Origin of the sequence: Paenibacillus tianjinensis (assembly GCF_017086365.1) — a bacterium.
GTDB classification, from domain to species: domain Bacteria; phylum Bacillota; class Bacilli; order Paenibacillales; family Paenibacillaceae; genus Paenibacillus_AQ; species Paenibacillus_AQ tianjinensis.
In genome coordinates this window covers 5182145-5197242 of sequence record NZ_CP070969.1, presented here as the reverse complement: position 1 = coordinate 5197242, position 15098 = coordinate 5182145, and the positions used below count along the sequence as shown (strand labels likewise).

General features: G+C 53.8%; 10 protein-coding genes. 6 read left to right on the top strand and 4 right to left on the bottom strand.

Going from position 1 to position 15098, the window contains the following annotated elements; genetic code table 11:
* Positions 1-87: 87 nt before the first annotated feature.
* A complete protein-coding gene (locus tag JRJ22_RS24070) occupies positions 88-702 on the bottom strand; it encodes a pyridoxamine 5'-phosphate oxidase family protein (protein ID WP_206101848.1) in 615 nt (204 codons plus the stop codon).
* Positions 703-834: 132 nt separating this feature from the next.
* On the opposite strand from JRJ22_RS24070, the gene JRJ22_RS24065 reads away from it, so the two are divergent.
* The 4 genes from JRJ22_RS24065 (at position 835) to JRJ22_RS24050 (ending at position 5421) form a co-directional block, all read left to right on the top strand.
* On the top strand, positions 835-2448 hold the full coding sequence (locus JRJ22_RS24065) for an aminotransferase-like domain-containing protein (protein WP_206101847.1): 1614 nt from the start codon (positions 835-837) through the stop codon (positions 2446-2448).
* A 171-nt stretch (positions 2449-2619) separates the two neighbouring features.
* Positions 2620-3405, top strand: coding sequence for a helix-turn-helix domain-containing protein (locus JRJ22_RS24060; protein ID WP_206101846.1), 786 nt, complete (start codon positions 2620-2622; stop codon positions 3403-3405).
* A gap of 464 nt (positions 3406-3869) precedes the next feature.
* A complete protein-coding gene (gpmA, locus tag JRJ22_RS24055) occupies positions 3870-4619 on the top strand; it encodes a 2,3-diphosphoglycerate-dependent phosphoglycerate mutase (RefSeq protein WP_206101845.1) in 750 nt (249 codons plus the stop codon).
* Between the two features lie 352 nt (positions 4620-4971).
* On the top strand, positions 4972-5421 hold the full coding sequence (locus JRJ22_RS24050; protein ID WP_206105285.1) for a DUF2569 domain-containing protein: 450 nt from the start codon (positions 4972-4974) through the stop codon (positions 5419-5421).
* 104 nt (positions 5422-5525) lie between these two features.
* Here JRJ22_RS24050 and asd read toward each other — a convergent pair whose 3' ends face one another.
* Both asd and JRJ22_RS24040 read right to left on the bottom strand, forming a co-directional pair.
* The gene (gene asd / locus JRJ22_RS24045) at positions 5526-6317 is read right to left on the bottom strand and encodes an archaetidylserine decarboxylase (protein ID WP_206101844.1); all 792 of its coding nucleotides are present in this window, start codon (positions 6315-6317) and stop codon (positions 5526-5528) included.
* A gap of 89 nt (positions 6318-6406) precedes the next feature.
* Positions 6407-7501 (bottom strand): YheC/YheD family endospore coat-associated protein, encoded by a 1095-nt coding sequence (locus JRJ22_RS24040; RefSeq protein ID WP_206101843.1) that lies wholly within the window; start codon positions 7499-7501, stop codon positions 6407-6409.
* Positions 7502-7730: 229 nt separating this feature from the next.
* On the opposite strand from JRJ22_RS24040, the gene JRJ22_RS24035 reads away from it, so the two are divergent.
* Both JRJ22_RS24035 and JRJ22_RS24030 read left to right on the top strand, forming a co-directional pair.
* On the top strand, positions 7731-12611 hold the full coding sequence (locus JRJ22_RS24035; protein ID WP_206101842.1) for a WIAG-tail domain: 4881 nt from the start codon (positions 7731-7733) through the stop codon (positions 12609-12611).
* A gap of 189 nt (positions 12612-12800) precedes the next feature.
* Positions 12801-14123, top strand: coding sequence for an IS4 family transposase (locus JRJ22_RS24030; protein ID WP_206101841.1), 1323 nt, complete (start codon positions 12801-12803; stop codon positions 14121-14123).
* 203 nt (positions 14124-14326) lie between these two features.
* Here the strand turns inward: JRJ22_RS24030 and JRJ22_RS24025 are convergent, their stop codons facing one another.
* A complete protein-coding gene (locus JRJ22_RS24025; protein ID WP_332461411.1) occupies positions 14327-15061 on the bottom strand; it encodes an ABC transporter permease in 735 nt (244 codons plus the stop codon).
* Positions 15062-15098 lie beyond the last annotated feature (37 nt).

Genomic DNA, 15098 nt, shown 5'->3' with positions numbered 1-15098 from the left:
CATTATATCACCGCGGTTTGCTGTCGTCACTTAAGAAAGCCGCATTTTTTGAATACTTTTCGAAAAATTTCCGAGGAATCTGCCACCCTAACTGTGGTAAGGGCAATATTTTTTCATCATTTCCAGCGTTTCAGCATCGCGCTCCCCATTCCGCTCGGCAAGCCCCCGGGTGACCCCCGCCCGTTCATCCTCCTTCAGATTCTGGCCGAATTTAAATTTGGCCGTTAATTCCTCAGGCACGATCCGCACGACGGCAACCCCCTTTAACCGTGAACGGTACCTTGGGTCATCAGCAACAATTGGCGCATAGCCGCCCTGCGGCTGAAGCTTCTGCATGAAAAGCGACAATACGGCGGCCTTCTCATTACTATCTTCAACAATTTCAGCTTGTCCGTAGGCGGTTACGCTTTTGAAGTAAGCGGTAGCAGGGCAGGCCAGCTCGGGGTCGCTGAAGTAGGAGGGAATAAGTGCATATTCATCCGCTACTGTGAAGCAGACCTTCTTCTGCTGCCGGATGCTCTCCATTTTGCCGCCAGCATGACTGCCGTGAAAATAAAAATTGCCCTGATCGTAGACAAAGTTCAGCGGGGTTACCCTAGGGGCTCCTTGTTCGTCACTGGTTCCCAGAAACCCAAAGCTCATCCCCTGTAAAAATTCCCTGATTTCCTCTTCCTGCTCAATCTTAAACTCTTTTCTGCGCATCCTGCTCATCCTCTCACTTGATGTGAAGCGTATGCTCCATGGAATTTTATTTAGCATAGAGGAGGAATTGACAATGAAAAAGTACCGGTTTACATTAATTTTAATGGTCCACTTTTGAAATGAGGGAAAAACATGAATTTTACGCTGCCGTATGACCAGTATCTGGACATGTACCGCTACAAATATCTGGCGTTATATCATGCGCTCCGTGCAGCGATTCTTGACGGGACCCTGCCGGGAGGGGCCCGGCTGCCTTCCACAAGGAAGCTGGCCGGGCTGTACCTGCTATCACGCGGGTCGGCCTCGCAGGTATACGATATGCTGCTGGCAGACGGATATATCAAAACGGAGCGGGGGCGCGGCACATTTGTTTCGGTTGACGGCTTCTTTACCGGAACGGAAGGAAGCAGCGGAGCTGGAGCTAGTAAGCCGGAATCCGGTGAACCGCGTGCAGCGGGCGATGGTTCCGTTAGCCTTCTGGCTGTATCACCAGAACATGAGGAAGAAGCTGCAAACGGGGGATACAGCGGGTATGCAGCGGGTGTAAACAGGACCTCCCGCTCAGCATCTTCTGCCGTAGCGCCGATTAGGCTCACGGCCTGGGGGGAACGCCTGATGAAGCGGAAGCTCTCTGTCTATGAACGGGCCGGTGCGGACTTTATCAGCTTCCGCAGCAGCGGAATGCAGATGGAGCACTTTCCGTATGCCGAATGGCGGAGTGCACTCAACTATGCGGGAGGCAAACAAGGCGGACTGCTGGAGAGCTATTGTCCTCCCCAGGGTGATGAAGGCCTGCGGCGGGCGATTGCCGCCCATTTGCGGATGACCCGGGGAATCCGCACTGATGCGGGGCAGATCGTGCTGTTCAGCGGCTCGATGCAGGGTATCGTTATTCTAACGCAGCTTCTGCTGGAGCAGGGGAGCAGCGCTGTGGTCGAGGATCCCGGATTTCACGGCATCCGGAGGGCGGTGGAGATTGGCGGCGGCAGGCTGCTGCCGGGCCGGGTGGACGAGGCCGGACTTGTCCCGGAGAATTGGGAGGCACGGCTGCTGTTCGTCACACCGAGCCGCCAGTTCCCCACCGGCGCGGTGCTGCCGCTGGACCGGCGCCGCAGCCTGCTGGAATGGGCACGGCGGCACCAGGCGGTCATCATCGAGGATGATTATGACAGCGAGTTCCGCTGGGGCGGCCGGCCCATAGAGCCGCTCAAAGCGCTTGACCGGGAGGAGCGGGTTGTTTATGTCGGCTCCTTTTCCAACAGCATGTTCTTCGGGCTGCGGCTCGGTTACGCCGTGCTGCCGTCTTCACTGGCAGAGCCGGTCACTGAGGCCAAAGCCTTGTATGAGCCGCTCCCGGCGGGCCAGCTGGAACAGCGGGCCTTGGCGCGGTTCATGGGCACCGGCGGGTACAGCCGCCACCTGCGGCGCATGACGCGCATCTATGGCGAGCGCGCACGGATCTTCCGCGCCTTGCTGGCCGCGCGGCTCGGGACGATCTTCCAGGCGCTGCCGGGCGATGCTGGCCTGCATATCTATGCGCGCTGGCTGCGCACTGATGCGGAGTTCGCCGCCTTCCGGGCGGCGGCACGGCGGCGCGGCACGGACTTCCGTGACGCCGCGCTGTACCGGATCAGGCCGGGGAGCGCAGCGGCCTGCTTTTCTTTTGCCCACCTCGATGCTGAGGCGCTGGAGGAGGGCGTGAACCGCCTGCTGTTAGCCTGGAACGATGTGCAAAATGGAACGTGACAAGGTATTATGTATTGTAAGGAAAATGCTTACGGAGATAGTTTTGTTCACGAAGTAATTTCATAGAAGATTATGCTGAACAAAACTAAGCTGATGCTTACGAAGATAGTTTTGTTCACGAAGTAATTTCATAGAAGATTATGCTGAACAAAACTTTTAGGAGGGAATATTATGCTGCATGCATCGCCATCCTCTTTTGTAATTCTGCCGGCCCTGGCGAAGATTGTCTGCGAACCGGGCTGGAGATGGCAGAAAAGAGAGAAGCCGCTGCAAAATTATGATTTATTTTATGTCTGGAGCGGGGAAGGTACGGTTGTACGCAGCGGTGTGCCTTTTCAGGTGGGCAAGGGAAGCTGCTTCCTGTTCCGCCCGGGTGACTCTACTTATGCGACACATAATCCGCAAAAGCCGCTGGTAATTACATACATTCACTTTGATGTTGCCGAAGAGGTGTCAGAGATCCCCCAGCCATACCGTGAGCTGACAGAAACGGTGGAATTCGAGCATCTGCTTGCCCGTTATGTCCGTTTATTTCTGGTCAAAACCTTTGCTGCCGAGGAGGAAGGGCAACTGATTCTGAAGCAGCTGATGATCCATCTGCTGCGTGAGGACCGGATGATGCCGGTGGAGCGGCATGCAAGCAACCATCTGACTGAAATTATCCACGAGGTAGCCAATTATGTCAGCCAGCATCCGGGAGCTGCACACCGGGTAGAGGACCTGGCCGCCCGGGCGGGATTGTCTCCCCGTTACTTCTCGATTAAATTTAAGGAAATTACCGGCTCCTCGGTCCAGTCGTATGTAATCCGTGCCCGGATCGAACGGGCCCAGCATCTGCTGCTGTACGCGGGAATGAATGTCACCGAGGTGGCGGATGCGCTGGGCTACCGTGATATTTTCTTTTTCAGCCGCCAGTTCAAGCAGCACACAGGGAAAAGCCCGTCCGAGATCCGCTGATCGTTGTCCCGTCCTCCCTCTTCCGGCTGCTTTGTTTCAGCTTTTTACTCCAGGGGTAAATACGTTGCAACCTGGTTTACAGAAGATTTACATACAGCCTGGAAGGGGAGAACACAGGTATGACAAGAGGACGCCGGATTTCAAACAATGCTCTCAAGTGCGGGAGCGCCGGATTATGCCGGAACCGCTGGAGACGCTTGAAGCAGAATAGCGGCATGACCACAGACCAGTGGTTCTAAAGCAAGCAGACTAAGACGCAAGGATACAGCGATAGATGTAAGAGAACCGGGGCCGGAAGGCATCCGGTTTTTTAGAATTTGAGTGAGACGGGCCGGCCTCTCAGCTTCTGGCGTATCCGCATGGACTTGCCGGGGTATAAGGATAAAGAGGATTGGCGGCTAGAGATGACATATACTTAAGCGGAGCAGAAAGAAACTGAAACCAAAGGTTAGAGGTGAGAGAGAATGTACGAAGTGGTGTTGATCCGGCATGGAGAGAGTGAATACAACCGTCAGAATCTGTTTACAGGCTGGAGCGATCCCGATCTGACGGACAAAGGAATTGATGAGGCCAAGGCCGCCGGCAAGCTGTTGAAAGAAGCAGGCTACTCCTTCGATCTGGCCTTTGCCTCTGTGCTGAAGCGTTCGATTAAGACGCTTAACTATGTGCTGGAGGAAATGGATCTGCTGTGGATTCCTGTACAGAAATCATGGAAGCTGAACGAGCGCCATTACGGGGCATTGCAGGGTCTGAGCAAAAGTGAAACCGCCGTTAAATACGGCGAGGAGCAGCTGCATATCTGGCGGCGCAGCCTGTCGGTCCGCCCCCCTTTGCTTACGCCGGATGACCCGCGCTATGCCAGAAACGACATCCGCTACAAGGAGGTGCGTCCGGGCGATATTCCGCGAGGGGAGAGCCTGGAGGATACGGTCGCCCGTGTCGGCGATTTCTGGGGCAAACGGATTGTGCCGCTGATCCGCAAGAAGGAGCGGGTGCTAATCTCGGCGCACGGAAATACGCTGCGGGCGCTGATTAAATTCATGGAGGATTTGGATGAACCGACATTGCTTGAGCTGAATGTTCCCACCGGTGTTCCGCTTGTTTATAAGCTGGATGATGACGTGAAGCCGATCAGCCGCTTTTATCTCGGGGTCCCTGAAGAAGTGCAGGAGAAGGCCCGTGAGGTGGCGAACCCGAGCAAGGTGACGGAATAAGCTTAAGCAATAACCTGTACGAACGAAGAGAACGGAGCTGCCCTGCAGATGAAATCTGCGGGGTTTTTGTTATGGGTTAAGAGCAGTGTTGATCTTAATTCATCAGCCAACGCATTCTTTTTACCGCCTGAGTACACAATTTCTACATACACAGGATCACATAGTAGATCTTATTATGATGATTTTACGATATGATTGAAAATATTTTAGTTCCTTATAATGATTAAGAAGATTCGGAGAATGAAACATGATATGGAGCAAGCGCCCGACACTACAATAATTAGGAGGAAAATGTATGGAAACGGAGATTCAACAGTAAACGCAAGCATACAGGCCGCTAGGGCCGTCTGGTCTGGGGAGCTGGCTGATTCTGGTACAGATTGGACTGATTGCAACGCTGGTATTGGTCGCGGCACAGCTGCTGAACTATAACCTTCCAAGCTTTCAATCGGAGTACTGGGACATAGCCACATCCAAACAGGGAGAATTATATCATCCGCTGTGGGCTACCCTGCTTGTATTCGAGGCTTCGGCAAATCTGCTGCTGCTGCTCTTCAATGTCGTTACTTTGGTGTTGTTTTACCGGAAAAAATCGATATTACCCCGCATCATCATTCTGCTCTACTGCTGCAATCTGCTAATCGCTATTATTGATTATATTCTGCAGCTGAACATACCGCTGATCAGAGAGACGGGTCAAGGCAGCAACCTTCGTGATCTTATAAGAACAGGCTTTACCTGCATGATTTGGGTGTCTTACTTTCTAAAATCCGAGCGGGTAGCCAACACTTTTGTGCGGTAAAAGTACATATATATCTTGGTTGAGAGTTTTAATACAAATCAAAGCCCCGTCCAAAGGCGTGCCTGCGCTCCCTTGGACGGGGCTTTGTAGTATGTGTTGGCGGTTCAAGTAGGGCGCCGCAGTGTCCCCAGCAGTTCCCCCATCTTAACCTTGGTCTCGGTTGTGAGTCCGGGCCGCGGAGTAAAGGTGCCGTTCTCAAGAAGCAGCACGACAGTGGAGCCGAATTCGAAGTAAGCGAGGTCCTCTCCGATCTGCCACTGATCCGCTTCAGGATGCGAATAATGGATGCTGCTGACATTCATCGCACCTACCTTCACAACGGCGGCTTCCCCGTTTGCTCCGGCAATATAAGTAATGAGCCGTTCATTGCGGCTCAGCACACTCTTCATATGTCTCATGCCGAATTCGTTGACGGGGTAAGCCCGGCCGCGGATGTAGTCGCTCTCAATCCTGCGTCCGGTAAGCGGCGCGTGAATCCGGTGATAATCCGTCGGGCTTAAGTACAATACGAAGAAAAAGCCCTTTTTGTACAGCTCCATATGCGGAGAATGATTAAGCAAATCTTCCAGCAGGTAATCCTGCCCTTTCACATTCATAATAGTTCCGGCTTGAATCTCACCCATGGCGGTAATCAAAGCGTCTACCGGACTGGCGACAACATCAGCCCCATCCGCTACCGTGCGCATTCCAGGCTTCAGCCGGCGGCTGAAAAATTCATTTAGCGTGTGGTATTCCCCGGACGGCTTCTCCGCTTCGGCGGCAGGAATATGATAAGTCCGAATAAATACCGGGATCAAAAAACGGCTGAGTCTGCTATGGGAAAAAGCTCCCATTAACCGGGAAAGCCATCTTCGTGAGGACAGCTCAGTCATCAGCCGCAGCAATTGTTTAACCATGATTATCTCCCTTCCATCATGCAGAGTAACGGTCCCGCTTCCGGGACCGTTACCGCTCTGCATTATATTGACATAGAATAAGAGACAAATCAATAACGGATATACCTTGCGGGATCTTCAAGCAGGAAACGGGCATAGCCCATCGGCCTGCGGTAGCTGTCTTTCCAGGTTCCGCTCAGCCCTGCTTTCTGGAATCCATAGCGCTGGTCGCGCCCGTTGCATTCAATGAAATACAGGCGCTGGTCCCGGGTGATTCCAATATCGAGGCCGATGTCGGCCAGACCGGGCAGATGGTTCTCCAGCTGGTGTGCGATGGAGAGACTAAGCGCTGTGACGGACATGCGGATGTGTGCCGCTGCACTACCGGTGAAGACCTGATTCAGAACAGCGGATGCGTTTAACGCTTCTCCGCCTCTGGCGATGTTCGAGACAAAGCCCCCGGGTGCCGCAAGTTTGGCGAACATGCCGGTTACCTGCCACTCTCCGCCCCAGCCGCGCTGCACGGTGACCCGCAGATCAAAGGGCCGGCCGCTGACCTCAGCCAGCGGAATGCGCTCCTGCACCAGATAGGGTACTGACGCGAAGCGTAGCCGCAGTGCCCTGGGCAAAGCCTGCGGGTCCACCGTGCTGCTCAGCCAGCGGCGCGAACCGGAGGGGAGGTAACTCCAGGTCCAGCGGCGCGCACTGATCCGGGAGAGGCGCATGACGCCCTTGCCGACACTGCCGCGACACGGTTTGAGAATGAGGTCAGAATAGCGGTCCATCATTTCCTTAAGCCCGGACATTCCGGTCCTAGAGTCAGGCAAAAAGCACTGCAGTGCTTCATTCTGCTCCAGCAGCCCGTGAATCTGATCTTTTCCGTAGCGGTTACATGTATTGAATATCAGGAGGCCCTGCCGCAGCAGCCGGTCGATCCCGGTGCTGCCCTGGCTGTAGATCGCCCTGTTATGAATTACGCCCGGTGTCGGGATGACGGTTCTGACGTATCCCTGACTTCCTTTCACGTAAGCGATGCTGAACCCTGATTCCGGATTGATGTCGGAGAGCTGCAGAAAGCCGGGGATCATTCCGTATGCGGCGGCAGCCTCCTCATAGCTTTCCAGCGACTCCTGTCCCGTTTTTAACCGGGGAACGCCCCGGTGCATAGCGGCATTCAGCAGTATTCCCACGAGCTTTTGCCCCATGTTCGTTCCTCCCGTTATCTTCTGTAGTTACGGCGGTTCCCCTTCTTTAGCATTGTATGTTTGTACGGGGCCTCGGGGGATGGACGAATGCGCGGCGGCAGATGCCCTTTTTTGAACCAGGAGTTTAAGGGTGTAAAGAATGGCAGGCATGCTGCAAAAGGGTGTCATCCGCCTACCTTACTGCATATGATGCCTAGGAGAAACATTCGATGGAAGGAGGAGACTGCTTGTGAAGAGCTCCAGAAAGAACCGGCATACCAGCTCTAAAAAACGACTCTATTATGTAGATAATCCCAATTTAACAGAACTGAGCATGCTGCGAAGCGGTCCAAAGGTACAGGAGGGGGAAGCGTCAGCCGAAGGCACAGAAACGGTGGCGGAGGTTAGTACACCAGACCAGACTCTGCAGGTAAGCGGCGTAGGCACGGCGGAGCTTCCGGCACAGCCGGCCGCCCTTGAAACGAATCAGCTGCTGAAGCCTGCAGTGGAAGAAGCGCTTGAGATTGAGGCGGCTGCTCCAGTAAATGTGCCGGTGGTACCGCTTATGACAGAGAAGGAACGTCTGCAGAAGGTCTATACCGATGACATTTCCGAAGCGGCGGTTACCGGCTCCAAAATCGCCCCCCGAACCATTGACGGGTCCAAGCTGAAGTTCGGCATTATCGGTACACCGTGGCTGCAGGATTATGCGGTACAGAGCATCAACATTGCCGAAAAGGCGGTTACCTCCTCCAAAATCGCCCATGAATCCATTTCAGGAGAGCATTTGGCGGAAGGCAGTATCAGCGGCGGCAAGCTGCTGGATCATTCGATCGGCGGCGAGAAGCTGAAGAACGGCAGTATCGGCCCTGAAAAGCTGGCTGACCGCACGATCGGAGGAGAGCAGATCGCCGACCGCTCGATCGCCGGACGCCATTTGAGCGAGCTGCTGATTACCTCCGAGCTGCTGGAGGATGGTGCCGTTAGCGGCGAGAAAATTCTAAGCAGCAGCATTGTCAGCCGTCACCTGGCAAACGGGGTTATTGACCGCTCCAAGCTGGCGGATGAAGCGGTATCCGGTGATAAAATCGCCGATGGCGAAATCAGCGGTGCCAAGCTGGCTGATGGCAGCATCGACAGCCGCCATCTGAAGGAAGGGGCAGTGACCGCGAAGCATCTGGCTCCGGGTGCGATCGGGCGCGAGCAGCTGGCCGGCAAGCTGATCGGCAAAGAGCAGCTGGGCTCCGGCGTGATTGACAGCGGGCATATGGCAGATGGTTCGGTTGGCTCACGGCAGCTCGGGGAGAAGGCAGTACGCAGCCAGCACCTGAGTCCCGAGAGCGTAAACGGGACCCATATCGGTGATGGGGAAATCAGGGGGAATCATCTGGCTGACCGGAGTATTTCTTTTGTAAAACTGGCGGAAGGGGCTGTGGGGACGGCGCAGATTGTTGAGCAGGCGGTCACCTCCTCCAAAATCGCCGACCAAAGCATCCTCACGCATAAGCTGGCGGATGAAGCAGTGACGACCCGCCATCTGGCGAAGTCGGCAGTCCGCAGTCCGCAGATTGCCATGCAGGCGGTGACCTCCGCTCACATCCAACGTGAAGCAGTAGATCAATCTCACTTGAGCACTGAATCCGTGGGTTCAGAGCAGCTGCAGGCAGGTGCAGTGCTGAACACCCACCTGGCTTCCGGTGCAGTAACCGGCAAACAGCTGGCGCATGAGTCAGTCACGGCAGATCATCTCCTTCCGCATAGTGTAACTACTGCCAAATTGGCAGACGGGGCGGTTACCGGCGCGAAGCTGGCTCCCGGTTCCGTGAACAGCAATACCATTGTCCGTGAAGCCGTGAGCGGGGAGCATATCGCTTTCTGTGCGGTGGAGGAAAAACATCTGGCAGATGCCAGCATCAGCGGCCGTGTGCTGCAAAATGCGGTGGTAGATACCGAACATCTGGCTCCGGGCGCCGTTGAGCGCAAACATCTCTCCGAGAACAGTGTCAGCAGCACAGCTCTGCAGGCCGGAGCGGTGACCGGCGATAAGCTGGCCTCCGGTGCCGTGAAGGAAGTCCATCTGGCTGCAGGGGCGGTGCAGCCGCATCACTTGGCAGATCATGCTGTGACTTCATTGAAAATATCGCCGGAAAGCATCTCGACCGATAAGCTGAACGATTTGTCCGTTACGTCCATCAAGCTGGCTGATGGCAGTGTGAGTTCTCCCAAACTGGCGTCTGCTGCAGTGACCACAGAGCATTTAGCACCGGGAGCGGTCGTTCCTGCCTCCATCAGCGATACTGCTGTACAGGGAAGACATCTGGCGCCGGGAAGCATCGGCGGAGCGCATATCCGTCCGATGTCGATCGGAAACGGACATCTGCTCCCAAGCTCGGTCTCTTCTATACAAGTGCAGGAAGGCAGTATCGTCAGCTCCAAGCTGGCAGATGAAGCTGTAAGCTCCCGCCACCTGTCACCCGGCAGCATTGACGGCAGCCATCTGGCGGAAGCCGCAGTGGAGAGCCGGCATATCGGCGAAGGCGAGATTACGTTGGCCCATCTGGCCGAAGAAGTCCGCAGCGCGGACATTCTGCCGGATGGCAGCATCGGTGCAGATAAGCTGGCTGACAGCTCTGTTGGCTCCTCCCAGTTGGCTCCCGGCAGTGTATATGCAGGCCATATTACACCGGGAGCAGTGGATAGCCGCCATATCCGGAGCGGCAGCATTACCTTGAAGCATCTGTCCAAGGAGGCACTGACTTCCGATCTGCTGCCGGACGGCAGTGTCGGCGGCGCTAAACTGGCTGACGCTTCTATAGGCTCCGAGCATCTGTCACCCGGCAGCATTGACGGCAGCCATCTGGCGGAAGCCGCAGTGGAGAGCCGGCATATCGGCGAAGGCGAGATTACGCTGGCCCATCTGGCCGAAGAAGTCCGCAGCGCGGACATTCTGCCGGACGGCAGCATCGGTGCAGATAAGCTGGCAGACGGCTCTGTTGGCTCATCCCAGCTGGCTCCCGGCAGTGTATATGGAGGCCATATTACACCGGAAGCGGTGGATAGCCGCCATATCCGGAGCGGCAGCATTACCTTGAAGCATCTGTCCAAGGAGGCACTGACCTCCGATCTGCTGCCGGACGGCAGTGTCGGCGGTGCTAAACTGGCTGACGCTTCTATAGGCTCCGAGCATCTGTCGCCGGGCAGCATTGACGGCAGCCATCTGGCGGAAGCCGCAGTGGAGAGCCGGCATATCGGCGCAGGCGAGATTACACTGGCCCATCTGGCCGAAGAAGTCCGCAGCACGGACATTCTGCCGGACGGCAGCATCGGTGCAGATAAGCTGGCAGACGGCTCCGTTGGTTCCTCCCAGCTGGCTCCCGGCAGTGTATATGCAGGCCATATTACACCGGAAGCGGTGGATGGCCGCCATATCCGGAGCGGCAGCATTACCTTGAGCCATCTGTCCGAGGAGACACTGACTTCCGATCTGCTGCCGGATGGCAGTGTCGGCGGCGCTAAACTGGCTGATGCTGCTATAGCATCCCGCCATTTGTCGGCTGGCAGCATTGAGGGCAGCCATCTGGCGGAAGCCGCAGTAGAGAGCCGGCATATCGGTGCAGGCGAGATTACGCTGGCCCATCTGGCCGAAGAAGTTCTCAGCCCAGATATTCTGCCGGACGGCAGCATCGGTGCAGATAAGCTGGCAGACGGCTCCGTTGGCTCATCCCAACTGGCTCCAGGCAGTGTAAATGCAGACCACCTTACACCGGAAGCGGTGGATAGCCATCATATCCGGAACGGCAGCATTACGCTGAAGCATCTGGCTGAAGAGACACTGACTTCCGAGCTGCTGCCGGACGGCAGCATCAGTACAGATAAGCTGGCAGACGGCTCTGTCGGCTCAAGGAAGCTGGCAGCCGGCAGCGTATATGGAAGTCACCTGGCTCCGGAAGCGGTGGATAGCCGCCATATCCGGAACAGCAGCATTACCTTGAAGCACCTGTCCAAGGAAGTGCTGACTTCTGAGCTGCTGCCTGATGGCAGCATAACCTCGAAGAAGCTGGCAGAAGGCTCTATCGGCTCCTTCCAGCTGGCCCCCGGCAGTATATATGGAGGCCACTTAGCATCAGAGGCGGTGGATAGCCGCCATATCCGGAGCGGCAGCATTACGCTGAAGCATCTGTCCGGGGAAACGCTGACCCCTGATCTGCTGCCGGACGGCAGTATCGGCGCTGCAAAGCTGGCGGAGGGCGCTGTCGGCTCCTTCCAGCTGGCTCCCGGCAGTGTATATGGAGGCCACTTGGCTGCAGATGCGGTAGAAAGCAGTCACATCCAGCGTGGCAGCATAACGGCCGATCATCTCGCTGAAGGGACACTGAATGCTGAGATGCTGCCGGACAGCAGCATCGGCGCTGAGAAGCTTGCAGCCGGAGCGGTGCATTCACACCATCTCCAGCAGGAAAGTGTATACGGTGAGCATCTCGCCGACGGCATTCTGGAAGAGCGGCATTTGCTTCCGGAAGTCATTAAACTGACGCATCTGGCCGAGGAAGTCCGTAGTGCCGAGCTGCTCCCGGACGGCAGTATTACCAGCAGTAAGCTCGCAGCCGGCAGTGTTGGCGAGGAGCATCTGGCAGATGGTGCCGTTAATACTTCCGCGCTTCAGGATGAAGCGGTGGATGCTGCTAAACTCGCTTCCTTCGCTGTTCAATCCCGGCATCTGGAAGAAGAGAGCGTGCAGAGCTACCATATCGCGCCCGGCGCAGTCACCGGAGACCATCTGGCCCACGGCGCAGTCAGTGCAGAACATCTGTCCTTCAGTCCGGTACAGAGTGCCGGAAACCGGGAGGTGCTGCAGCAGTTTGGGATGACGGCATTCATGTTCAACGGCAATGCAGAGAGCGTGGAAGTTACTGTGCCTTTCGATGAAGCCTTTGGCCATACCGGTTATGTGCTCGTGGCGATGACGAACCAGCCGTTCTTCCATGTTTCACTGAAGAGCAGAGCCAGCGGGGAAGCAGTGGTCGTCGTAGACCGTTTACGCGAAACTCCGCATTTCTATGGCGTATTGTCGTGGATTGCCCTTGGCGCCCCGCAGGCTAAACCGGCGGCAGAACACCAGGCATTTGATTGAATAGAAGGGGGAAAAGCGCAGCCGGTGGCTCAATGTCATTAAGTTAAAGCATAGAGCCAAAAATTATGAAAAAGAGCAGGTTATCGAAAAGATAGCCCGCTCTTTTTTTGCACAAAAAGAAGAATAAGACTTGACAAAAAAATAAAAATGTGTGGCGAAGCCCCTTGAAACAACAAGGAGGTTACGCCAATGAATGAGTACGCAAATGCGCTAAAAGAAACGCTGACATCCCTCATCCGAGAAATGTCAGCCGAACCCGCACCTTTTGTCAAAAACCCAGAAAAAGATTTTACCCGAAAGAAAAAGCTGCCCTTTGAAACGGTTATGCACCTCCTGATTTCTATGGGAGGAAACAGCCTATATAAGGAACTCTTGGAATCGCAGGGCTACGACGTATCCACCGCAACCACTTCTGCTTTTGTCCAGCAGAGGAATAAAATCCTGCCCTCTGCTGTAGAATTCTTGTTTCACAAATTTACAGAGTCCTATACGGATATCAAGCGCTACCGAGGGTATCAATTACTGGCCATTGACGGTTCGGATTTGCATATCGCAACGGACCGGTCGGATACGGACACCTATTTCCAAAGTCAACCGAATATGAAAGGCTACAACCTTCTGCATTTGAACGCAGCCTATGACTTATGCAACAGACTTTACGTAGATGCCATCGTTCAGCCACGAAGATTGTGTAACGAGGGAAAGGCGCTGGCTGCTATGGTTGACCGTTCCCCGATTCAAGGAAAAACGATTGTTATCGCCGATCGAGGGTATGAAAGTTACAACAATTTTGCGCATATGGAACGCAAAGGGTGGAACTATGTTGTCCGGGTTAAGGATTTGAGTTCGAATGGTATTCTATCCGGATTGTGCCTGCCCTCTGGTGGAGCGTTTGATATTGACATTCATCTGACACTTACCAAAAAACAAACCAAAGAAGTCAAGGCTCTTCCCGAAATATACAAGTTCGTCCCTTCCACATCTACCTTTGATTTTTTGGATTTGCGGGAGAACTTGTTTTACCCGATTTCCTTTCGGGTAGTTCGTTTCATCCTGCCGAGCGGCGTTTATGAAACGGTCATTACGAATCTTTCTGCCGCTGATTTTCCACCCGGTGAGATCAAATCGATTTATAACATGCGATGGGGTATTGAAACCTCTTTTAGGGCCTTAAAATATACCGTCGGACTGACGAGTTTTCACGCAAAGAAACAAGAGTCCATCGCCCAAGAGATATTCGCAAGAATGATCCTGTACAATTTCGTTGAAATGACTACCTCGCACGTAGTCATTTCCCAAACGGATAAACGCCACCCTTACCAAGTCAACTTCACGGTTGCCGTTCATGTTTGTAGACATTTCTTGCGCTCACGGGACGATGAACCCCCGCCCGATGTCGAAGCACTGATTCGAAAAAACATTTTGCCGATTCGATCCCTTCGCCCAGGACAGCAGAATACGCGCAAAATCCGCTGGAAATCAGTCGTTAGCTTCGTCTACAGAGTAGCATAATTCATTTCATATGAACATTTTTTAAGCGGATATTTTATGCGCTTTGTTTGTTGTACGCTTTTTTCCTTGTTTGCACAAAAAACAAACGACACAGGGCTTTTCCCCATGCCGTTTTGGATTCCATTTTATTGCGAGTCTTATCTTTGAGCTTATCTTAATGACATTGGCCGGTGGCTGCGCTTTTTTGCGGGAAGTATGTGCTTCTAGGAGCTTGCAGAACTGTAGTGTTTTAAAGAAAACCTCCATACGCCGATCGAAACTGCAAAAATGGACCAGCTGAGTACAAGGAATAGAGTATACTCCGGAGAATGAATCGTTTTTATAGCTGCTTTGGAGGCAACCGTTAAGGCTAATCCATACGGCAAAACATAGCTGAGTACAAAACGGATAAAGCCTTTATATATATCTACCGGCCGGGTTGAAAAGTAACAGAGAATTCCGTGTATGGAGTCTACAAAGTCTGCTTTTACCAGCCAAAACGATGAGCACGTAAGGATGAAATAGACGGAGTATTGAATCATTAAAGCGTGAAAGACGGAAACAACGTAGAGTACAGCTCTTCCAAAGGTTAACTCCATTCCTCCCTGGATAAGCGCAAATGAAATCAGTATAATGCCTGTCAGCGCGCTTATTAATGAACCAGGATCTATATTTCTGAGACTGATCAGAAACTGGGCGTTCACCGGCTTGGTGAGATAATAGTCCAGTGCCCCGCTCCTAATCATGCCCGGAATTGCCAAAAGGTTAAAAAATGGACCAAACGTCCATAGCGAATCGATAATATTAAAAGTGCCGATATAGAAAAACATTTCGTATTTTGTCCAGCCGGCCAGTGTATCTACATTCGAGTAAACAAGATGCATAAAGATTAGCTGTACCGAAAAAAATGCGGCATTTGTAACGAACACTAATATAAAATTAACTTTGTAGGCCGCCATTTTCAACAGACTCTGCCTGATAAATACCCGGTATAAT